Source organism: Methanosphaera sp. (assembly GCF_016282985.1).
In the GTDB taxonomy this organism is placed as follows: Archaea; Methanobacteriota; Methanobacteria; order Methanobacteriales; family Methanobacteriaceae; genus Methanosphaera.
This window is the reverse complement of sequence record NZ_JAEELZ010000103.1, coordinates 1-13,680: the sequence shown is the minus strand read 5'-3', so window position 1 is coordinate 13,680 and position 13,680 is coordinate 1. Positions and strand designations below refer to the sequence as shown.

The 13,680-nt window shown below is 29.5% G+C and carries 18 protein-coding genes; 4 read left to right on the top strand and 14 right to left on the bottom strand.

All coding sequences use genetic code 11. The features are described 5' to 3' along the window. Positions 1-426: 426 nt before the first annotated feature. Positions 427-1,551, bottom strand: a complete 1,125-nt coding sequence (locus QZZ11_RS06440; protein WP_292474595.1) for an aspartate aminotransferase family protein — start codon at positions 1,549-1,551, stop codon at positions 427-429. A gap of 229 nt (positions 1,552-1,780) precedes the next feature. On the opposite strand from QZZ11_RS06440, the gene QZZ11_RS06435 reads away from it, so the two are divergent. Further along, the gene (locus QZZ11_RS06435; RefSeq protein WP_292474593.1) at positions 1,781-2,551 is read left to right on the top strand and encodes a stage II sporulation protein M; all 771 of its coding nucleotides are present in this window, start codon (positions 1,781-1,783) and stop codon (positions 2,549-2,551) included. A 55-nt stretch (positions 2,552-2,606) separates the two neighbouring features. After that, positions 2,607-3,044 (top strand): peptidylprolyl isomerase, encoded by a 438-nt coding sequence (locus QZZ11_RS06430; RefSeq protein WP_292474592.1) that lies wholly within the window; start codon positions 2,607-2,609, stop codon positions 3,042-3,044. A 97-nt stretch (positions 3,045-3,141) separates the two neighbouring features. Here QZZ11_RS06430 and QZZ11_RS06425 read toward each other — a convergent pair whose 3' ends face one another. The 11 genes from QZZ11_RS06425 to purD all read right to left on the bottom strand — a co-directional run bounded on the left by QZZ11_RS06425 (position 3,142) and on the right by purD (position 10,845). Continuing rightward, positions 3,142-4,074, bottom strand: a complete 933-nt coding sequence (locus QZZ11_RS06425) for a DNA glycosylase (protein WP_292474590.1) — start codon at positions 4,072-4,074, stop codon at positions 3,142-3,144. Between the two features lie 31 nt (positions 4,075-4,105). Beyond that, complete coding sequence (locus QZZ11_RS06420; RefSeq protein ID WP_292474588.1) at positions 4,106-5,029, bottom strand: hypothetical protein; 924 nt, start codon at positions 5,027-5,029, stop codon at positions 4,106-4,108. A 15-nt stretch (positions 5,030-5,044) separates the two neighbouring features. After that, positions 5,045-5,869: an imidazole glycerol phosphate synthase subunit HisF gene (hisF, locus tag QZZ11_RS06415; protein WP_292474586.1), complete on the bottom strand. Its 825-nt coding sequence runs from the start codon at positions 5,867-5,869 to the stop codon at positions 5,045-5,047. Between the two features lie 38 nt (positions 5,870-5,907). Continuing rightward, the gene (argF, locus tag QZZ11_RS06410) at positions 5,908-6,813 is read right to left on the bottom strand and encodes an ornithine carbamoyltransferase (RefSeq protein WP_292474585.1); all 906 of its coding nucleotides are present in this window, start codon (positions 6,811-6,813) and stop codon (positions 5,908-5,910) included. A gap of 137 nt (positions 6,814-6,950) precedes the next feature. Next, a complete protein-coding gene (locus tag QZZ11_RS06405; protein ID WP_292474583.1) occupies positions 6,951-7,391 on the bottom strand; it encodes a DUF3021 domain-containing protein in 441 nt (146 codons plus the stop codon). A gap of 26 nt (positions 7,392-7,417) precedes the next feature. Further along, positions 7,418-7,873, bottom strand: coding sequence for a LytTR family DNA-binding domain-containing protein (locus tag QZZ11_RS06400; protein WP_292474581.1), 456 nt, complete (start codon positions 7,871-7,873; stop codon positions 7,418-7,420). Between the two features lie 38 nt (positions 7,874-7,911). After that, positions 7,912-8,187, bottom strand: a complete 276-nt coding sequence (locus QZZ11_RS06395) for a 2TM domain-containing protein (RefSeq protein WP_292474579.1) — start codon at positions 8,185-8,187, stop codon at positions 7,912-7,914. A 300-nt stretch (positions 8,188-8,487) separates the two neighbouring features. After that, positions 8,488-8,748: a DUF4325 domain-containing protein gene (locus tag QZZ11_RS06390; protein ID WP_292474577.1), complete on the bottom strand. Its 261-nt coding sequence runs from the start codon at positions 8,746-8,748 to the stop codon at positions 8,488-8,490. 8 nt (positions 8,749-8,756) lie between these two features. Continuing rightward, a complete protein-coding gene (locus tag QZZ11_RS06385; RefSeq protein ID WP_292474576.1) occupies positions 8,757-8,918 on the bottom strand; it encodes a hypothetical protein in 162 nt (53 codons plus the stop codon). Positions 8,919-9,007: 89 nt separating this feature from the next. Next, complete coding sequence (locus tag QZZ11_RS06380; RefSeq protein WP_292474574.1) at positions 9,008-9,151, bottom strand: hypothetical protein; 144 nt, start codon at positions 9,149-9,151, stop codon at positions 9,008-9,010. A 377-nt stretch (positions 9,152-9,528) separates the two neighbouring features. Further along, positions 9,529-10,845 (bottom strand): phosphoribosylamine--glycine ligase, encoded by a 1,317-nt coding sequence (purD, locus tag QZZ11_RS06375; protein WP_292474572.1) that lies wholly within the window; start codon positions 10,843-10,845, stop codon positions 9,529-9,531. 241 nt (positions 10,846-11,086) lie between these two features. Here purD and QZZ11_RS06370 point away from each other — a divergent pair, with 241 nt between their 5' ends. Both QZZ11_RS06370 and QZZ11_RS06365 read left to right on the top strand, forming a co-directional pair. After that, positions 11,087-11,653 (top strand): GNAT family N-acetyltransferase, encoded by a 567-nt coding sequence (locus tag QZZ11_RS06370; RefSeq protein ID WP_292474570.1) that lies wholly within the window; start codon positions 11,087-11,089, stop codon positions 11,651-11,653. A 61-nt stretch (positions 11,654-11,714) separates the two neighbouring features. Further along, positions 11,715-12,230: a GNAT family N-acetyltransferase gene (locus tag QZZ11_RS06365; protein ID WP_292474569.1), complete on the top strand. Its 516-nt coding sequence runs from the start codon at positions 11,715-11,717 to the stop codon at positions 12,228-12,230. A 72-nt stretch (positions 12,231-12,302) separates the two neighbouring features. Here the strand turns inward: QZZ11_RS06365 and QZZ11_RS06360 are convergent, their stop codons facing one another. After that, entirely contained in the window at positions 12,303-12,908 is a 606-nt protein-coding gene (locus QZZ11_RS06360; RefSeq protein WP_292474567.1) for an ATP-binding cassette domain-containing protein, read from the bottom strand. A 1-nt stretch (position 12,909) separates the two neighbouring features. Continuing rightward, positions 12,910-13,680: oligopeptide/dipeptide ABC transporter ATP-binding protein (locus QZZ11_RS06355; RefSeq protein ID WP_292474565.1), on the bottom strand; the 771-nt coding region annotated here is incomplete at its 5' end.

Below are 13,680 nucleotides of genomic sequence, written 5' to 3'. Positions count from 1 at the left end.
GTGAAAATATTAATAAACGGTAAAAAATACTACGCAAAAACAGACAACACAGGAAAATACACACTATCAACACAAGCAAATACACTAGGAACCAACAATGTAACAATAGGATACAGCGGAAACGACAAATACGAAGCATACGAAACCAACACAACATTCACAGTAACATCATAAATAATTATAAAAAATTTTACTCTTTTTATCTTTTTTTTCGTATTAAGACTCTTAGTACTGCACTTGAATAATTTAGAGATAATAATCAAAAATTGATATTAAGCCTCCAAAAACTTAACATTTTTTTAATAAAATGATCATATGTTATTTAATTGTAAAAAATAGCTTTAAAAAGTTCAATTATGCTATAAAGAAATAATTACAAGTATTTATTTAAATTCATTAAAAAAAGTAAAAAAAATAAAAGTAGCATTATGGTAATATTTCATCTATTACTTCTACTACTTTATCTAATTCTTCTCTGGTGATTATAAGTGGTGGTACAAATCTCATAACTGTACCGTTTGCAACATTTATAAGAACTCCTTTTTCTTGTGCTTTAGCTACTAAATCCCCACATTCGTAGTTTAGTTCAACCCCTACCATTAAACCGTGACCACGAACTTCCACGATACAATCATGGTTTTCTTTTAGAGCTTCTAGTTTTTCCATGAAGTATAAACCGTTTTCATGTGATTTGTTCACAAGGTCTTCTTCTTCATAAATATCTAAAACTGTGTTTCCAGCACAAGATACAAATGGTGATCCACCGAATGTTGTGGCATGACTTCCAGGTTTGAAAGCGTCAGCAATTTCTTTTTTGGCCAATACTGCACCCATTGGCAATCCACCAGCTATTGCTTTTGCACAGGTTGTAATATCAGGTACTGTTTGTGTTAATTCTGATGCAAACATTTTACCTGTTCTTCCATATCCTGTTTGTACTTCGTCGAAGATTAAAAGAATTCCTTTTTCATCACATAATTTTCGTAAGGATGGTAAATAATCATCATCAGGAACTCTTACACCGCTTTCTCCCTGAATAGGTTCTACAAGAATTGCAGCCGTATCTTCAGTTATTGCTTCTTTCATTTGTTCTATATTGTTGTATTCTACGTGTTTGAATCCTGCTGGTAAAGGTTCAAATCCTTTTTGATATTTAGGTTGTCCTGTTGCAGTTATTGTTGCAAGAGTTCTTCCGTGGAAGGATTTTAAGGTTGAAATTATTTCGCCTTTTCCTGTGTATTTTCTTGCAAGTTTTATTGCTCCTTCATTTGCTCCGGCACCACTGTTTGCAAAGAATACTTTATCATGAGGTGATAATTCTACAAGTCTTTTTGCAAATGTTGCTTGTTCTTCTGTGTAGTAAAGGTTAGAAACGTGAATCATTTTTTCTAATTGTTTTGACAAGTTTTCAGTCATTTTTTTATGTGTGTGACCAATATTGTTTACTGCTATTCCTGCTACACAGTCAATGTATTCTTTCCCGTCTTTGTCATAAACTATACTTCCATGTGCATGGTCTATAACCAAATCGTATCTACCATATGTGTTCATTACATAGGTATCAAAAGTATTTTTAACTTCTTCATTATTCAATATAATCCTCCTCTCTAATTTTATAAATATACTTTCATAATCATAATAAATATATACATACATAGTTATATAATCTATATACATTAATACTTTCTAATTATATTATGACTTAAGTATTAAGTTAAATTTTTAGTAAATAATGTATATAACATAAATAAGAGTAAAATAAAATATTTGAGGGAATGATATGTCATTAAACTTTGAAAATCTACTTCAAATAGATTACATATCCGGTTATTTTAGTAGAAACAAGAAAATTTTCACTGCTTCAATCTTAATATTTTTATTTTTTGCTGCTGTAGGAACTTTATTCTATAGTGTTGAAGATGTAATGGGTCAAACAAAAATTGATCAAAATATTAAAACATTGAAAATAGATGGAGAAATATTTACTGAAGATTATGAGAAAGTATATTATGATGAACCTAACAATGACGAAAAATATCCATTAAATTATGAAGAGGATTATTTTAATGAGGGTACTGATGTCATAACGGAAAATAATGTTGACATCACTAATCTTTTTGAAGATTATAGTTTTGAAGGTTTTATAACTTTATTCTTATATAATTTTTCTATTGACTTTGGATGTATACTTGGTGGATTAGTATTCTCACTACCTTCCCTGATAATTACATTTGTCAATGCATCACAAATTGGAGTTATATTTAGTGAATTAAATTTCATAATTATACTGTTGGGTATTATTCCCCATGGTATTTTTGAGATTCCTTCCAGTGTATTTGCATTGAGTGGAGCTTTAATGATAACCTCGTTTGAATTGAAAATTATAAAAGGAGTACTTAGTAGTAAAACCACTGTAAAAGAAGAAATTGAAAATTCCATATATTTAATTAAAGATGCTATAATTAGCGTTGGAATTGTATTTTTGTTGTTGATTATTGCAGCATTTATTGAAACATTTATTACACCAATTCTTCTTTTGATGATAATTTAATTAATTAAAACTTAATTATCTGAAAAAATAAAATAATAATTATAGGTGAAACACTATGAAAAAAGCAATTATTAAAACAGAAAAAGGTGACATTGAATTAGAATTATTCCCTAATGAAGCACCTGGAACCGTGGAAAACTTTGAAAAATTAGCAAAAAAAGGTTTTTATGATGGTTTAACTTTCCACAGAGTAATTCCTGACTTTGTAATTCAAGGTGGATGTCCAAACGGTAACGGTACTGGTGGACCTGGTTACACTATTAAATGTGAAACTGAAGGAAATCCTCACAGACATGGAACTGGTGCATTATCAATGGCACATGCTGGTAAAGATACTGGTGGAAGTCAATTTTTCATTACACACTCTCCACAACCACACTTAGATGGTGTACATACAGTATTTGGTCAAGTAATTGACAGCAAAAGTATGGATGTTGTCTATGCAATTAGACAAGGCGATGTAATGAATACAATTGAAATTATTGATGAATAAAAATAACATATAATAATAAAGAAAAACAAATAATAAATTAGAATTTATAAATATTCATTCCTCCCCTCCCAAATACATTTCTATTTATTTATTTAAATTATTTCTTAGATTTTAGTTTTTCAGTTAATCCACTTAATCGTGCATAATTGAACAAATATAACTGTACATAACCTGAATATTCACCAAATTTATCTTGTGCGAATCCCATTATTTTTTTATTTGTCTGTTTCTGTCCTTTAAAGTAAATATAAGAAGTAATTCTATTTATCCAGACATCTACAGGATATGCTTCATGTTTATTATAACCATACAATAGGATACAATCGGCTACTTTTGGTCCTACACCATCCAATTCTATAATTTTATCAAAAGCTTCAGAATATGAGCATTTATTAATCTTATTATGAAAATCTACTTCATCAATAATCTTTTTTGTTGAATTTAACATGTATGAACTTCTATATCCTACGCCAAAACTTTTTAATCCATCATCACTATCAGGAATATTTAAAAATACTTTTTCTTCAGGAAACAAGTGATATTTTCTATTATTAAACAATATTTCATCACCATAAGCCATTTTAATATCTGTTATAGACTTTGTCCATCGTTTAATAGAATTATTTGCCGAACATATAGAAGAGATTATGCATTCATATGGGAATTGTGCTTTAAACAAGCGTAACCCTTTATTAAATTTATAAACATCATTTAATTCTTTGTTCTCATCTAGAAAATCATATACTTCAGTAATGTCATAATCCAAGTCAAAAATATAAAATATTTTTTTTCTAACATTTTCAACATCAATGTCACATTCGGAGTAACAACTGACAATTAAATCATCATTTAATGATTCTTGAGAAATTTCAACCAAAACATCAGTATCATCAAATTTTAATACTTCACAATATTTATTATTTTCCAATAACCATGGCGGTTGACTTGTTTGTCCGGAATTCAAAGTTAATCTTAAATCAAAGTCCCCAAAATAATCATCATTTTCTATAATAAATTTTTCAGATTGCATAGTAATCATCTTTAAAAATAGTAAAAGGAGGTTATATTAATTCAGAATATGTAATTTCTTTCTTATTAATCCATTTGATTCCATCTTTTGTAATTAAAACTACATCTATAGGACCACCAACACTTTGATAGTCTCCTACATCCATACTGATACCATCCGCAAATCGTTGCATAACTGATGTCGATTTTATTAAGAATACTGCTAAATCCACAGCATCTTGCAATGTAATTAAACTCCATTGAATAAAGTATTCCAGACCCCTAATTTGGTTTCTTAGATCATTATTCGTTTTTTTACCCATTGATTTTATAACAGGCACTTTAAATAATTTGGAATCATAACCTAAAATCAATCTACTAACAACATCCCCCTGTCCAATCCAGGTACATCCAAACTCATTATTTTTCCTTTTAATAATCTTTTCACCGGGAGAACTTATTTCGTATGTTTCAGATGTTCCATCAGGATTATATCCGCTTACCAATAAATTTACAGGCTCTATATTTAAATGTCCTTCTTTAATTCGTCCGGAAGGCTGTTTAATTTTAAAATCAATAGAGTCATTTCTTCTATCCAATGACAATATTTTTTCACCATTTCTTTCAGCTTCAATTTCTAATTGTTGAGCAGAAATATCTAATTGTTTTTCCCATGGATACTGATTATTAATATATTCCTGTAATTTTGTTGAAATTTCATCAACAGTTAAGGAATCCAATTTATTATCCTTTTTAAAAGCTTCAATATAATCTGAAACATTCTTTCTTATTCCAGTATTATCTGCAAAGAAGGCTAAACCTGCTGTTCCAACAATTACCCTGTCGTTTAATGAAAAAAGTTTTATTGCAGAATTGGTGGATATTCTTGTAAATTGTTTGATGTTTCTTTCAGTTTGCCTACTGTCTGAAGCCATTATAATACCTTCAGGTGTGACTATGTTAATTATTAAGGTCATTGTCTTCTCCAATTTTTATATTCTTACTGGTATTCCCTTTTCTTTTAAGTATTTCTTAACTTCCGGTATTGGATATTCGTCAAAGTGAAATATGCTGGCTGCCAATGCCGCATCTGCTTCACCTTTTGCAAAGGCATCGTATACGTGTTCCGGATTTCCAACCCCTCCGGAAGCTATTACAGGTATGGACACGTTACGACTTATTGCTTTTGTAAGGTCATGATCATAACCTATCTTTGTACCATCCCTATCCATACTTGTTAAAAGAATTTCTCCAGCTCCTCTTTCTTCACATTCTATTGCCCATTTAATAGCATCAATTCCTGTAAACTCACGTCCACCATATATGCTTGAATCAAACCAACAGTAACCTTCATCTGTTTCAACTATAAAATGTTCATCTGATTCACTGGGATTTTCAACATATCTTCTTTTTGCATCTATCCCAATCACACATGCCTGACTACCCACATGTTCTGATGCTCTGTTAATTAAGGAAGGATCTTTAATTGCTGCTGTATTTGTAGAACATTTATCTGCACCAGCTTTAAGCATGTTAACATAGTCTTTCACTTCACGTATTCCACCACCAACACATATAGGACAGAAAACGTTTTCAGTAGTTTTTTTAATTACATCAGCCATAGTTGAACGTCTTTCATGAGAAGCTGTGATGTCAAGAAAAACTATTTCGTCAGCACCTTGTTCATAATACTTAGTTGCAAGTTCAACAGGATTTCCCGCATAACGAATTTGTTTAAATTCAACTCCTTTAACAACACGTCCTTCTGGAACTTGTAAATCACAATCTAAACACGGAATTATTCTTTTTGATAACATATTATCACTCAAAAAATTAGTAAGGGAAGGTTTTTAGTTTAGTCTTTCAATAACAGATATAATATTGCTTTTTGTGCATGTAACCTATTTTCAGCTTGATCCCATATGGCGGACTGAGAACAAGTCATTACTTCCTCTGTTATTTCCTGATCACGTATAGCAGGTAAACAGTGCATTACGATAGCATCATCATTTGCCTCAGACAATAATTGGGAGTTAATTTGGTAATCCTTTAAAACTCTTTGTCTTTCTTCTGCCTCTTCTTCATCCCCCATACTTACCCATACATCAGTATAAAGTATGTCTGCATTTTCCACTGCCTTATGAACATCATGTTCAATAGTTATGTTGGATCCTGTTTCTTTTGCTTCTTCCTGTGCTAATGCATATATCTCTGCATCTGGTTCATAGCCTTCGGGACATGCAACTGTCATATCCATTCCAGTGTAAGCAGCCCCTAATAGTAATGAATTACATACATTGTTTCCATCACCAATAAAAACAAATTTTTTATTGAAATCTCCCAAATGCTCTTTAATTGTTAAAAGATCAGCAAATGTTTGACATGGATGTTCCTTATCTGTTAATCCATTTATAATTGGGATATCCGCATATTTAATAAGTTCAGCTACAGTATCATGACTTTTTGCACGTATCATTATACAGTCTAAAAACCTTGATAAAACTCTTGCTGTATCAGGTATAGGTTCTCCTCTACCAATTTGTAAGTCATTACTTGATAGGTATAATGCACTTCCACCAAGCTGTTGCATTCCTACTTCAAATGATACTCTTGTACGTGTAGAAGATTTTTCAAAAATCATCCCCAAATATTTATCAGTTAATGCTTTGTCATTTATTTCCCCAGATTTAAGTTTTGATGCAATATCCAAAATGTTTTGGACTTCCCCTTTTGCATCAGTCATTGATAATAAATTTTCCATGTTATCCTTCCCTAAATATTAATGATAATTTAAATAATAAATAATATATTAGTATGTATTTTATAATTAAAAAAGTATTAGGTATTTAAGGGAAGTAAGTAAAAAAAGAATTAAAAAAAGTAAAAGTGTATTAAATTTTATTGAAAAGAATTTGTTTCATCTATCTTCTTATTTAATTCTCTTGCTAACAGTCTATAATACATATAGAACCCAAACCAGAAAACAACACCGAATAGCAATGCTATAACAATCCATGTGATGACTGGACCAATTCCTAAACTTATTGGCATCCATCCAAAGTAAGCTGCAACTGCAAATAAAACGCCCATTCCTACAGCCATTTGAAATAGAACCTGCAGAGGAAATGCGATGTCTTCATTATCATAGATTAAACCTGCTAAAGAAAATGCCCAACCTACAACAATTGAACCGATAAATGCATGGATAACCTCAACACCGGAAAAAATCACATTTTCCGGACCATTAATATATGAACCCAATGACATTACCAATAAAACAATGAAACAGCCAACAAAAGCACCTAATGATAATTTTTTTATTATGATATTTGCTTCCATAAAAATCATATCCTAATTTTAATAAACTATAAACCTAACGCCTGTTTAAAATCTGATAAATATTTCCTTGAAATATTATCTTTCAAACCATTTTTTAATTCAATGAACATCATTCCACTAAACGAAGGAGCAACCCTTTTTATTTTTCTTAAATTTACTATTGTAGACTTTGATATACGAAGAAAATTAGAATCCAAAGAATCTTCTATTTTATATAATGGCTTTTTAATCAAGAACTCCTCTTTTTCATTGTAAACCTTTGTTTGTTTTTCTTCAACTCTTACCATGAAAATATCATCAAAATCTAATAGAACTATGTCTTCTCCATTTTTAACTGCCAAAATAGTATTTTCCATTTCATCCTCAAATTCATCTTCCTCAAGCAGATGCATTGCCTTTTGAATATTATCCGTTAAAACATCGGTATATATCTCAGCATATGGCTCCTCATAATCTTTTGAAACAAATAATTGAACTTTCATAATACTACCCATCCTACAGACACAACAAAAAAAATTATTTATCTGCTCATTTTTTCCATTTCTTTCTCAATCATATTATCCCTATATAACTCATCAAATTTATCATATATTATAAATACTTTTAAATAATTGAATAATACACCTATACCCCAAAATAAAGCTACCCAATAAAACCACCATTCATTTGGTGTAAAAAGATAGTTTATTATAAACAATATTGAAATAACAACCACATAACTAAATAAATGATGATAAAAACTAATTTTTTCATCTACTTTCTTTTCGGCTTTATTATATAAATTATCTTCTAACATCGAATCACCTTAAAGTTTTTTAAATGATATCATTTTTTTTTCTATATAATACATAGTAAATTAGTATATAAAGGTCTGATTATCGATGCTAACAAGATGCAAAAATAGTGAATTAAGATGTCAAAAATAGTTGCTGAAATGTAATAGCAAAATAATAATCAAAAAAGTTAAAAATAAAATTAAAAAAAGTAATAAGATAAGCTAGATTATAATTTAACTTCTTCCATGTGTTTATTTTTTCATTTTTTAATAATAAAAATATTTTTATAAGAATTTGGCTTAAATCATTATTTTATTTAGTTATTTCCATGTTCTTACAACCCAATCAATCATATTATTGATAGAAGACGAAGCGTTTATTTCTATGATTTTAGCATTTTGTTTCTTTTTTTGTCTTATATATTCTTGTGTGAAACTTCTTCCTATGAATTCCACTTTATCAAAATCAACCACTATTTCATCAATATTATCTCCAATATTATCAAATATACTTTCAGCCAAATAACGTAACCCAATTATGTCGCCATATCTTTCATACATATTAATAGTTTTTGTAGTCATATTACCACCTAGATGATTGAATATATATTAGGTAATTTTGTACAATCAAAACGCATACTAACCAATGTTCCGTTAACTAAGGAAGAATTTAAATTATCTGAAAGCTCATTTTGATATGTTTTATAATAAATAGCATTACGTGATGCTATAATTAGTTCTCCCTGAATCATGGAGGATATTATTTTAATAGTAGATGGTAAACCAAAACCTCTTCCTTCCTCTTTTTTAGAAGATAAACCTTTTGTTGCATCATAAATTGTTAATTATCCTCTTTATGTTGTTGTAAAGTGAAAGGTAACGTTATTCCATCATCCAAAAAGGATAAATCTATAATATTATCTTCTTGTTTTTTCGCTAAAATATATGCATTGTTGAACTTAGAATGATCTTTGATATTACTCAACATTTCTGCAAAAAAGTAGTAAAACATATTTTTATCATTAATGTTCTATGAAATTAGAATATTTGTGTTCAAGAGTTACATGTCTAAAATCATAGGATGAATCAATTTTTTCAAAGAGAATTTTTTCTTCAAGACTTTGATTCTTTATATATTGTTTTATATATCCTTTTTAACATTACTATCAAAATTTGAATCATAAAAACAATTTAAAATTAAAGGAAGCAGTATAGTTGGATTTATATTAGAAAAATCCTTAAAATCTATACATCCTGTTTGTTTATACGTTTGATATAAATTTTGATAAATATTAAAGTCTGTTAATAGAGAAGTCATAATAATTATTAATTTTTAGTTAAAATAATTAATAAGTTAGAAATTTATTTTCTAACTTCTTCCATGTGTTTTATTTTTTCATTTAAGAGTTCTTTGGTTGCAACATCACTTCTATGATATATGTCCCCTTCTATGTATTTAATTGCTTCTTCACAGGCAATTTCAGCTTCTTCTATAGTATCTCTTACAGCCAATACTCCAAGTGCTCTTGATGAAGTTAATCTTACATCATCATTTTCATCCTGATATACTGCTGCATAGTATACCTGTGCATCCAAATCTTTGATTTTTTCTTCATCCACTTTTAAAATAGTATCTGCTGCTTCTGTATTTGGATAGTTGTTTGGTACTACATATTTACATACTGATGCTTTATTTTCGAACTTTGCATCCTCTAAGTTACCACATACTATTTGTTTGGAGATTTTTGCAAAATCATCATCTATTACTGCTAAAACGTTCATTGATTCCGGATCACCAAATCTTGCATTGTATTCTATAACTTTTGGTCCATCTTTTGTAATCATGAATTGACCATATAATATTCCTTTGTATGGTTCTGCTTCTTTTGCTATTGCATCTATTGTTTCTTTCATGATTTCAACTGATGCATCATACTCCTCTTGTGATAAGAATGGTAATAAGTGATTTGTATCAGAGTAAGATCCCATTCCACCCGTTATTGGGCCTTTATTTCCTTCAAATGCATGAGGATGATCTTGTGCTGCAGGCATTGCAACCAAATGTTCACCATCAACAAAGGCCTGTATAGTGTATTCTTCTCCTACAAGTAATTCTTCTATTACTACGCCTTCAAATCCACCCATTTTTTGTTCAAAGATTTCTTTGACATATTCTTTTGCTTCTTCATTATCAACCAGTTGGTCACCTACAATTTTAACTCCTTTTCCTCCAGTTAATCCTATAGGTTTTACTACAACTGGTTCATCAAATGAATCGATAAATTCAAATGCTTCATCCATATCATAAAAAGTTCCATATTTTATAGAACCAGCTATATCATAGTCTTCAAATAATTTTCTCATAAATGCTTTGTTTGTTTCTATTTGTGCAGCAGCTTTAGTTGGACCTACAGAGCATATTCCTTCCTTAGCTAATTCATCAACGATTCCCTTTTCCAAAGGTGCTTCAGGACCAATAAATGCCATTTTTATATCATTATCTTTAGCAAATTTTATAATACATGAAAAGTCGGATTCATCCCCTACATGATATTTTTTAGATATATCTGCCAATCCAGGATTTTTCCTACCCATATATGTGTATACATCTGCTGTTTTATCTAATGCCTTTGCAATTGCGTGTTCACGTGCACCGCTACCTACTACTAAAACTTTCATATTTCAACACGTCCTATTTTATAAATGAAAAAATATTTTATTATAATTATGTTTATGTAAAATAACATATTTAGATTTTATTTTTACTAGAGAGTATTACTTTTTTTAGATTTCTGATGAAATAAGTATTACAAGATTAAATATTTATATTACTAATTATAAAGGAATAATTAATAAGTATTTGTATATAAGTAATACTTTTTTCTAATATAATTTAAAATATGTAATACAGGTGAATCTATTGAACATCAAAATTAGAGAACTAAAAAAAGAAGATATTGATCAATACAAAATTAAAAATTTCCTTTTTAAAATGATTAAAGAAAGCTATGATTTAGATTATGTTCCCGAATATCATTATGACATAATAGATTTATCTAAATATTATTTAAAACCTCAAAAAAACAATTTTTATATAGCAATTGATACAGATACCCATAAAATTATAGGAACCTCAGGAATAAGAAGCTATGATAGAAAATATCCTATAAAAAATAGAAACTATTCCAAATATACTACTGCTAGCATTTACAGACTTTTTGTTGAAAAAAAATATAGACATCAGAAAATTGCCACCAAATTAATACAAAAAATCGAAGAATTCTGTAAAAACAAAAATTACAGAGAGATATATCTTCATACACAAAGACCAAGTTATGGCGCCCTACCCTTTTGGTTAAGCCAGGAATTTAAGATAGTTGATGATACTAAAGATGAAATGGGAACTATTCATATGGAAAAAGTATTAAAAAGAGATTTATTACAAATTACTTCTATAAATGATATAAAAGAGACAATTAAGACATAATATTAATTTTTTACATATTTTAATAATTAACCCCATTAATTTTATTTTAAAGATAAGAAAAGTGATTTTTTTGAATATCAAAATTATTGAATTAACAGAAAATAACCTTGAAAAGTACGACATAGAATCATTCCTGTTTAATATGATTAAAGAGTGTTATAACCTTGATTACATACCTGAATTTCATAAAGATGTAAAAAATTTAAGTGAATATTATATCCAACCAGAAAAGAATAATTTTTTCTTCGCAATTGACTCTAATAAGGACCAGGTGGTAGGAACTTGTGGAATACGGGGATATGATAAAAACTACAATATTAAAAACAGAGAATACAATTTAAAAAATACTGCAAGCATATGGAGATTACTTGTATCACATGATTATAGACATAATGGAATAGCAACAAAATTAATAGATCAAGTGGAAAGCTTTTGCAAAGACAAATACAACGAAATATATCTTCACACACAAAAGGATAGTTATGGCGCATTAGCATTTTGGTCAAGTAGATACTACCAAATTGTAGAAGAAACAAATGATGAATATGGAACTATACACCTAGAAAAAATCTTATAATTAATTAACCTCCAAAAATTATTTTTAGAGTTTTTTAAAAAAGTTTAAAAAAAAAGATTAGGTTTTAAAACCTTAATCAGTAATATCCGCTAAATATATTATTTTATCACAGATTCTATTTAATAAATTTTTGTCGTGACTTACTACTAGTACTCCGACTTTATTTTTTCGAGCTACACTTAATAAACTTTCCCAAATCTGTACTTGTGTCACTGCATCAAGCATTGTACTTATTTCATCCGCAATAATAAATTTTGTTTTTGGGTTTAATGCTCTTAGTATGCTGAAACGTTGTAGTTCTCCACCGGATAATTCTGAGGGGTATCGTTTAAACCATTCTTTTTTAATACCGAATTCATTTAATATATTGTCATCTGGCATCCAAGATTCTTCCATTACCTCCAACATTTTCCAGCGAGGATTCATGACCTTTTCAGGATGCTGGTAAATTAACTGAATAGGATTATAACCACCTTCATGTTTTTGACCATTAACTGTAACATTTCCTTCATAATCCTTTATAAATCCGGTTAAGATTTTACAAAGCGTACTTTTTCCGGAACCGCTATCCCCAAACAATCCGATTACCTGTTCATTATTCATCTCAAAGTTTACATTTTCGAGAATTTTATGTGAACCATAACCAAAATTAATGCTTTCAGCTTTCAAAATATCCATACTATTCACCATCCACCAAAGGATTGAAACATCTTACCATATTTCCATTTAATTCACGAAGTTCAGGTATCTCATAATGACACTCTCTAACTTGTCGAGGACAGTTTTCATGATATGGACATCCCTTAGGAATATGAAGATATGAAGGCTGATGACCCTCTGTAAATTCAAAATCTGTTTCTGGAAGAGCTCTGTAAAGTGATCTTGTATAAGGATGTAAAAGTTTTTCACCTTCTCCAGAGAAATTCTTAGTATCTGTTATTTCAATTACGTAACCCAGATACAATATTGCTATTCTGTCACTGGTATTGATTGCTGTGTAGATATCATGTGTAATTAATATCATGCCTATACCCTTTTCCTTGAGTTGTATAAGGTTGTTAATTGTTTCCTCTACTGCAGCCTCATCAAGACCAGGTGTTGGTTCATCAGCAATAATAATCTCAGGATCGTTAAGTAATGCTGTTGATATAAGTACTTTACGTGCCATTCCACCAGATAACTGGAATGGATACATATCATCCACTTTTTCAGACAGATTATATTGGTTAAATATTTCTCTTTGTTTCTTACTCAACTTCTCCCTATCCGCTTCATCCTTAACAAGACCGATAGCCTGATCTTTAACTTTCATCAAAGGATTTAAATTATTAACGGATTGTGGAATAAAACTGATTTTATCACCACGAAGCTCCTCTTTTAACTCATCATCCAGCTCTTTACCCTTATACCGTATACTACCTCCCACATTAGCGTTAGATGGCAATATACC

Excerpts from the sequence above, each read along its gene's own strand:
- QZZ11_RS06390 (WP_292474577.1), bottom strand. The coding sequence starts at position 8,748 with ATGACTACAAAAACTATTAATATGTATGAAAGATATGGCGACATAATT.
- QZZ11_RS06440 (WP_292474595.1), bottom strand. The coding sequence starts at position 1,551 with ATGAACACATATGGTAGATACGATTTGGTTATAGACCATGCACATGGA.
- QZZ11_RS06425 (WP_292474590.1), bottom strand. The coding sequence starts at position 4,074 with ATGCAATCTGAAAAATTTATTATAGAAAATGATGATTATTTTGGGGAC.
- QZZ11_RS06420 (WP_292474588.1), bottom strand. The coding sequence starts at position 5,029 with ATGACCTTAATAATTAACATAGTCACACCTGAAGGTATTATAATGGCT.
- QZZ11_RS06360 (WP_292474567.1), bottom strand. The coding sequence starts at position 12,908 with ATGGATATTTTGAAAGCTGAAAGCATTAATTTTGGTTATGGTTCACAT.
- QZZ11_RS06435 (WP_292474593.1), top strand. The coding sequence starts at position 1,781 with ATGTCATTAAACTTTGAAAATCTACTTCAAATAGATTACATATCCGGT.
- hisF (WP_292474586.1), bottom strand. The coding sequence starts at position 5,869 with ATGTTATCAAAAAGAATAATTCCGTGTTTAGATTGTGATTTACAAGTT.
- QZZ11_RS06405 (WP_292474583.1), bottom strand. The coding sequence starts at position 7,391 with ATGGAAGCAAATATCATAATAAAAAAATTATCATTAGGTGCTTTTGTT.
- QZZ11_RS06430 (WP_292474592.1), top strand. The coding sequence starts at position 2,607 with ATGAAAAAAGCAATTATTAAAACAGAAAAAGGTGACATTGAATTAGAA.
- QZZ11_RS06385 (WP_292474576.1), bottom strand. The coding sequence starts at position 8,918 with ATGATTCAGGGAGAACTAATTATAGCATCACGTAATGCTATTTATTAT.
- QZZ11_RS06400 (WP_292474581.1), bottom strand. The coding sequence starts at position 7,873 with ATGAAAGTTCAATTATTTGTTTCAAAAGATTATGAGGAGCCATATGCT.
- argF (WP_292474585.1), bottom strand. The coding sequence starts at position 6,813 with ATGGAAAATTTATTATCAATGACTGATGCAAAAGGGGAAGTCCAAAAC.
- QZZ11_RS06395 (WP_292474579.1), bottom strand. The coding sequence starts at position 8,187 with ATGTTAGAAGATAATTTATATAATAAAGCCGAAAAGAAAGTAGATGAA.
- purD (WP_292474572.1), bottom strand. The coding sequence starts at position 10,845 with ATGAAAGTTTTAGTAGTAGGTAGCGGTGCACGTGAACACGCAATTGCA.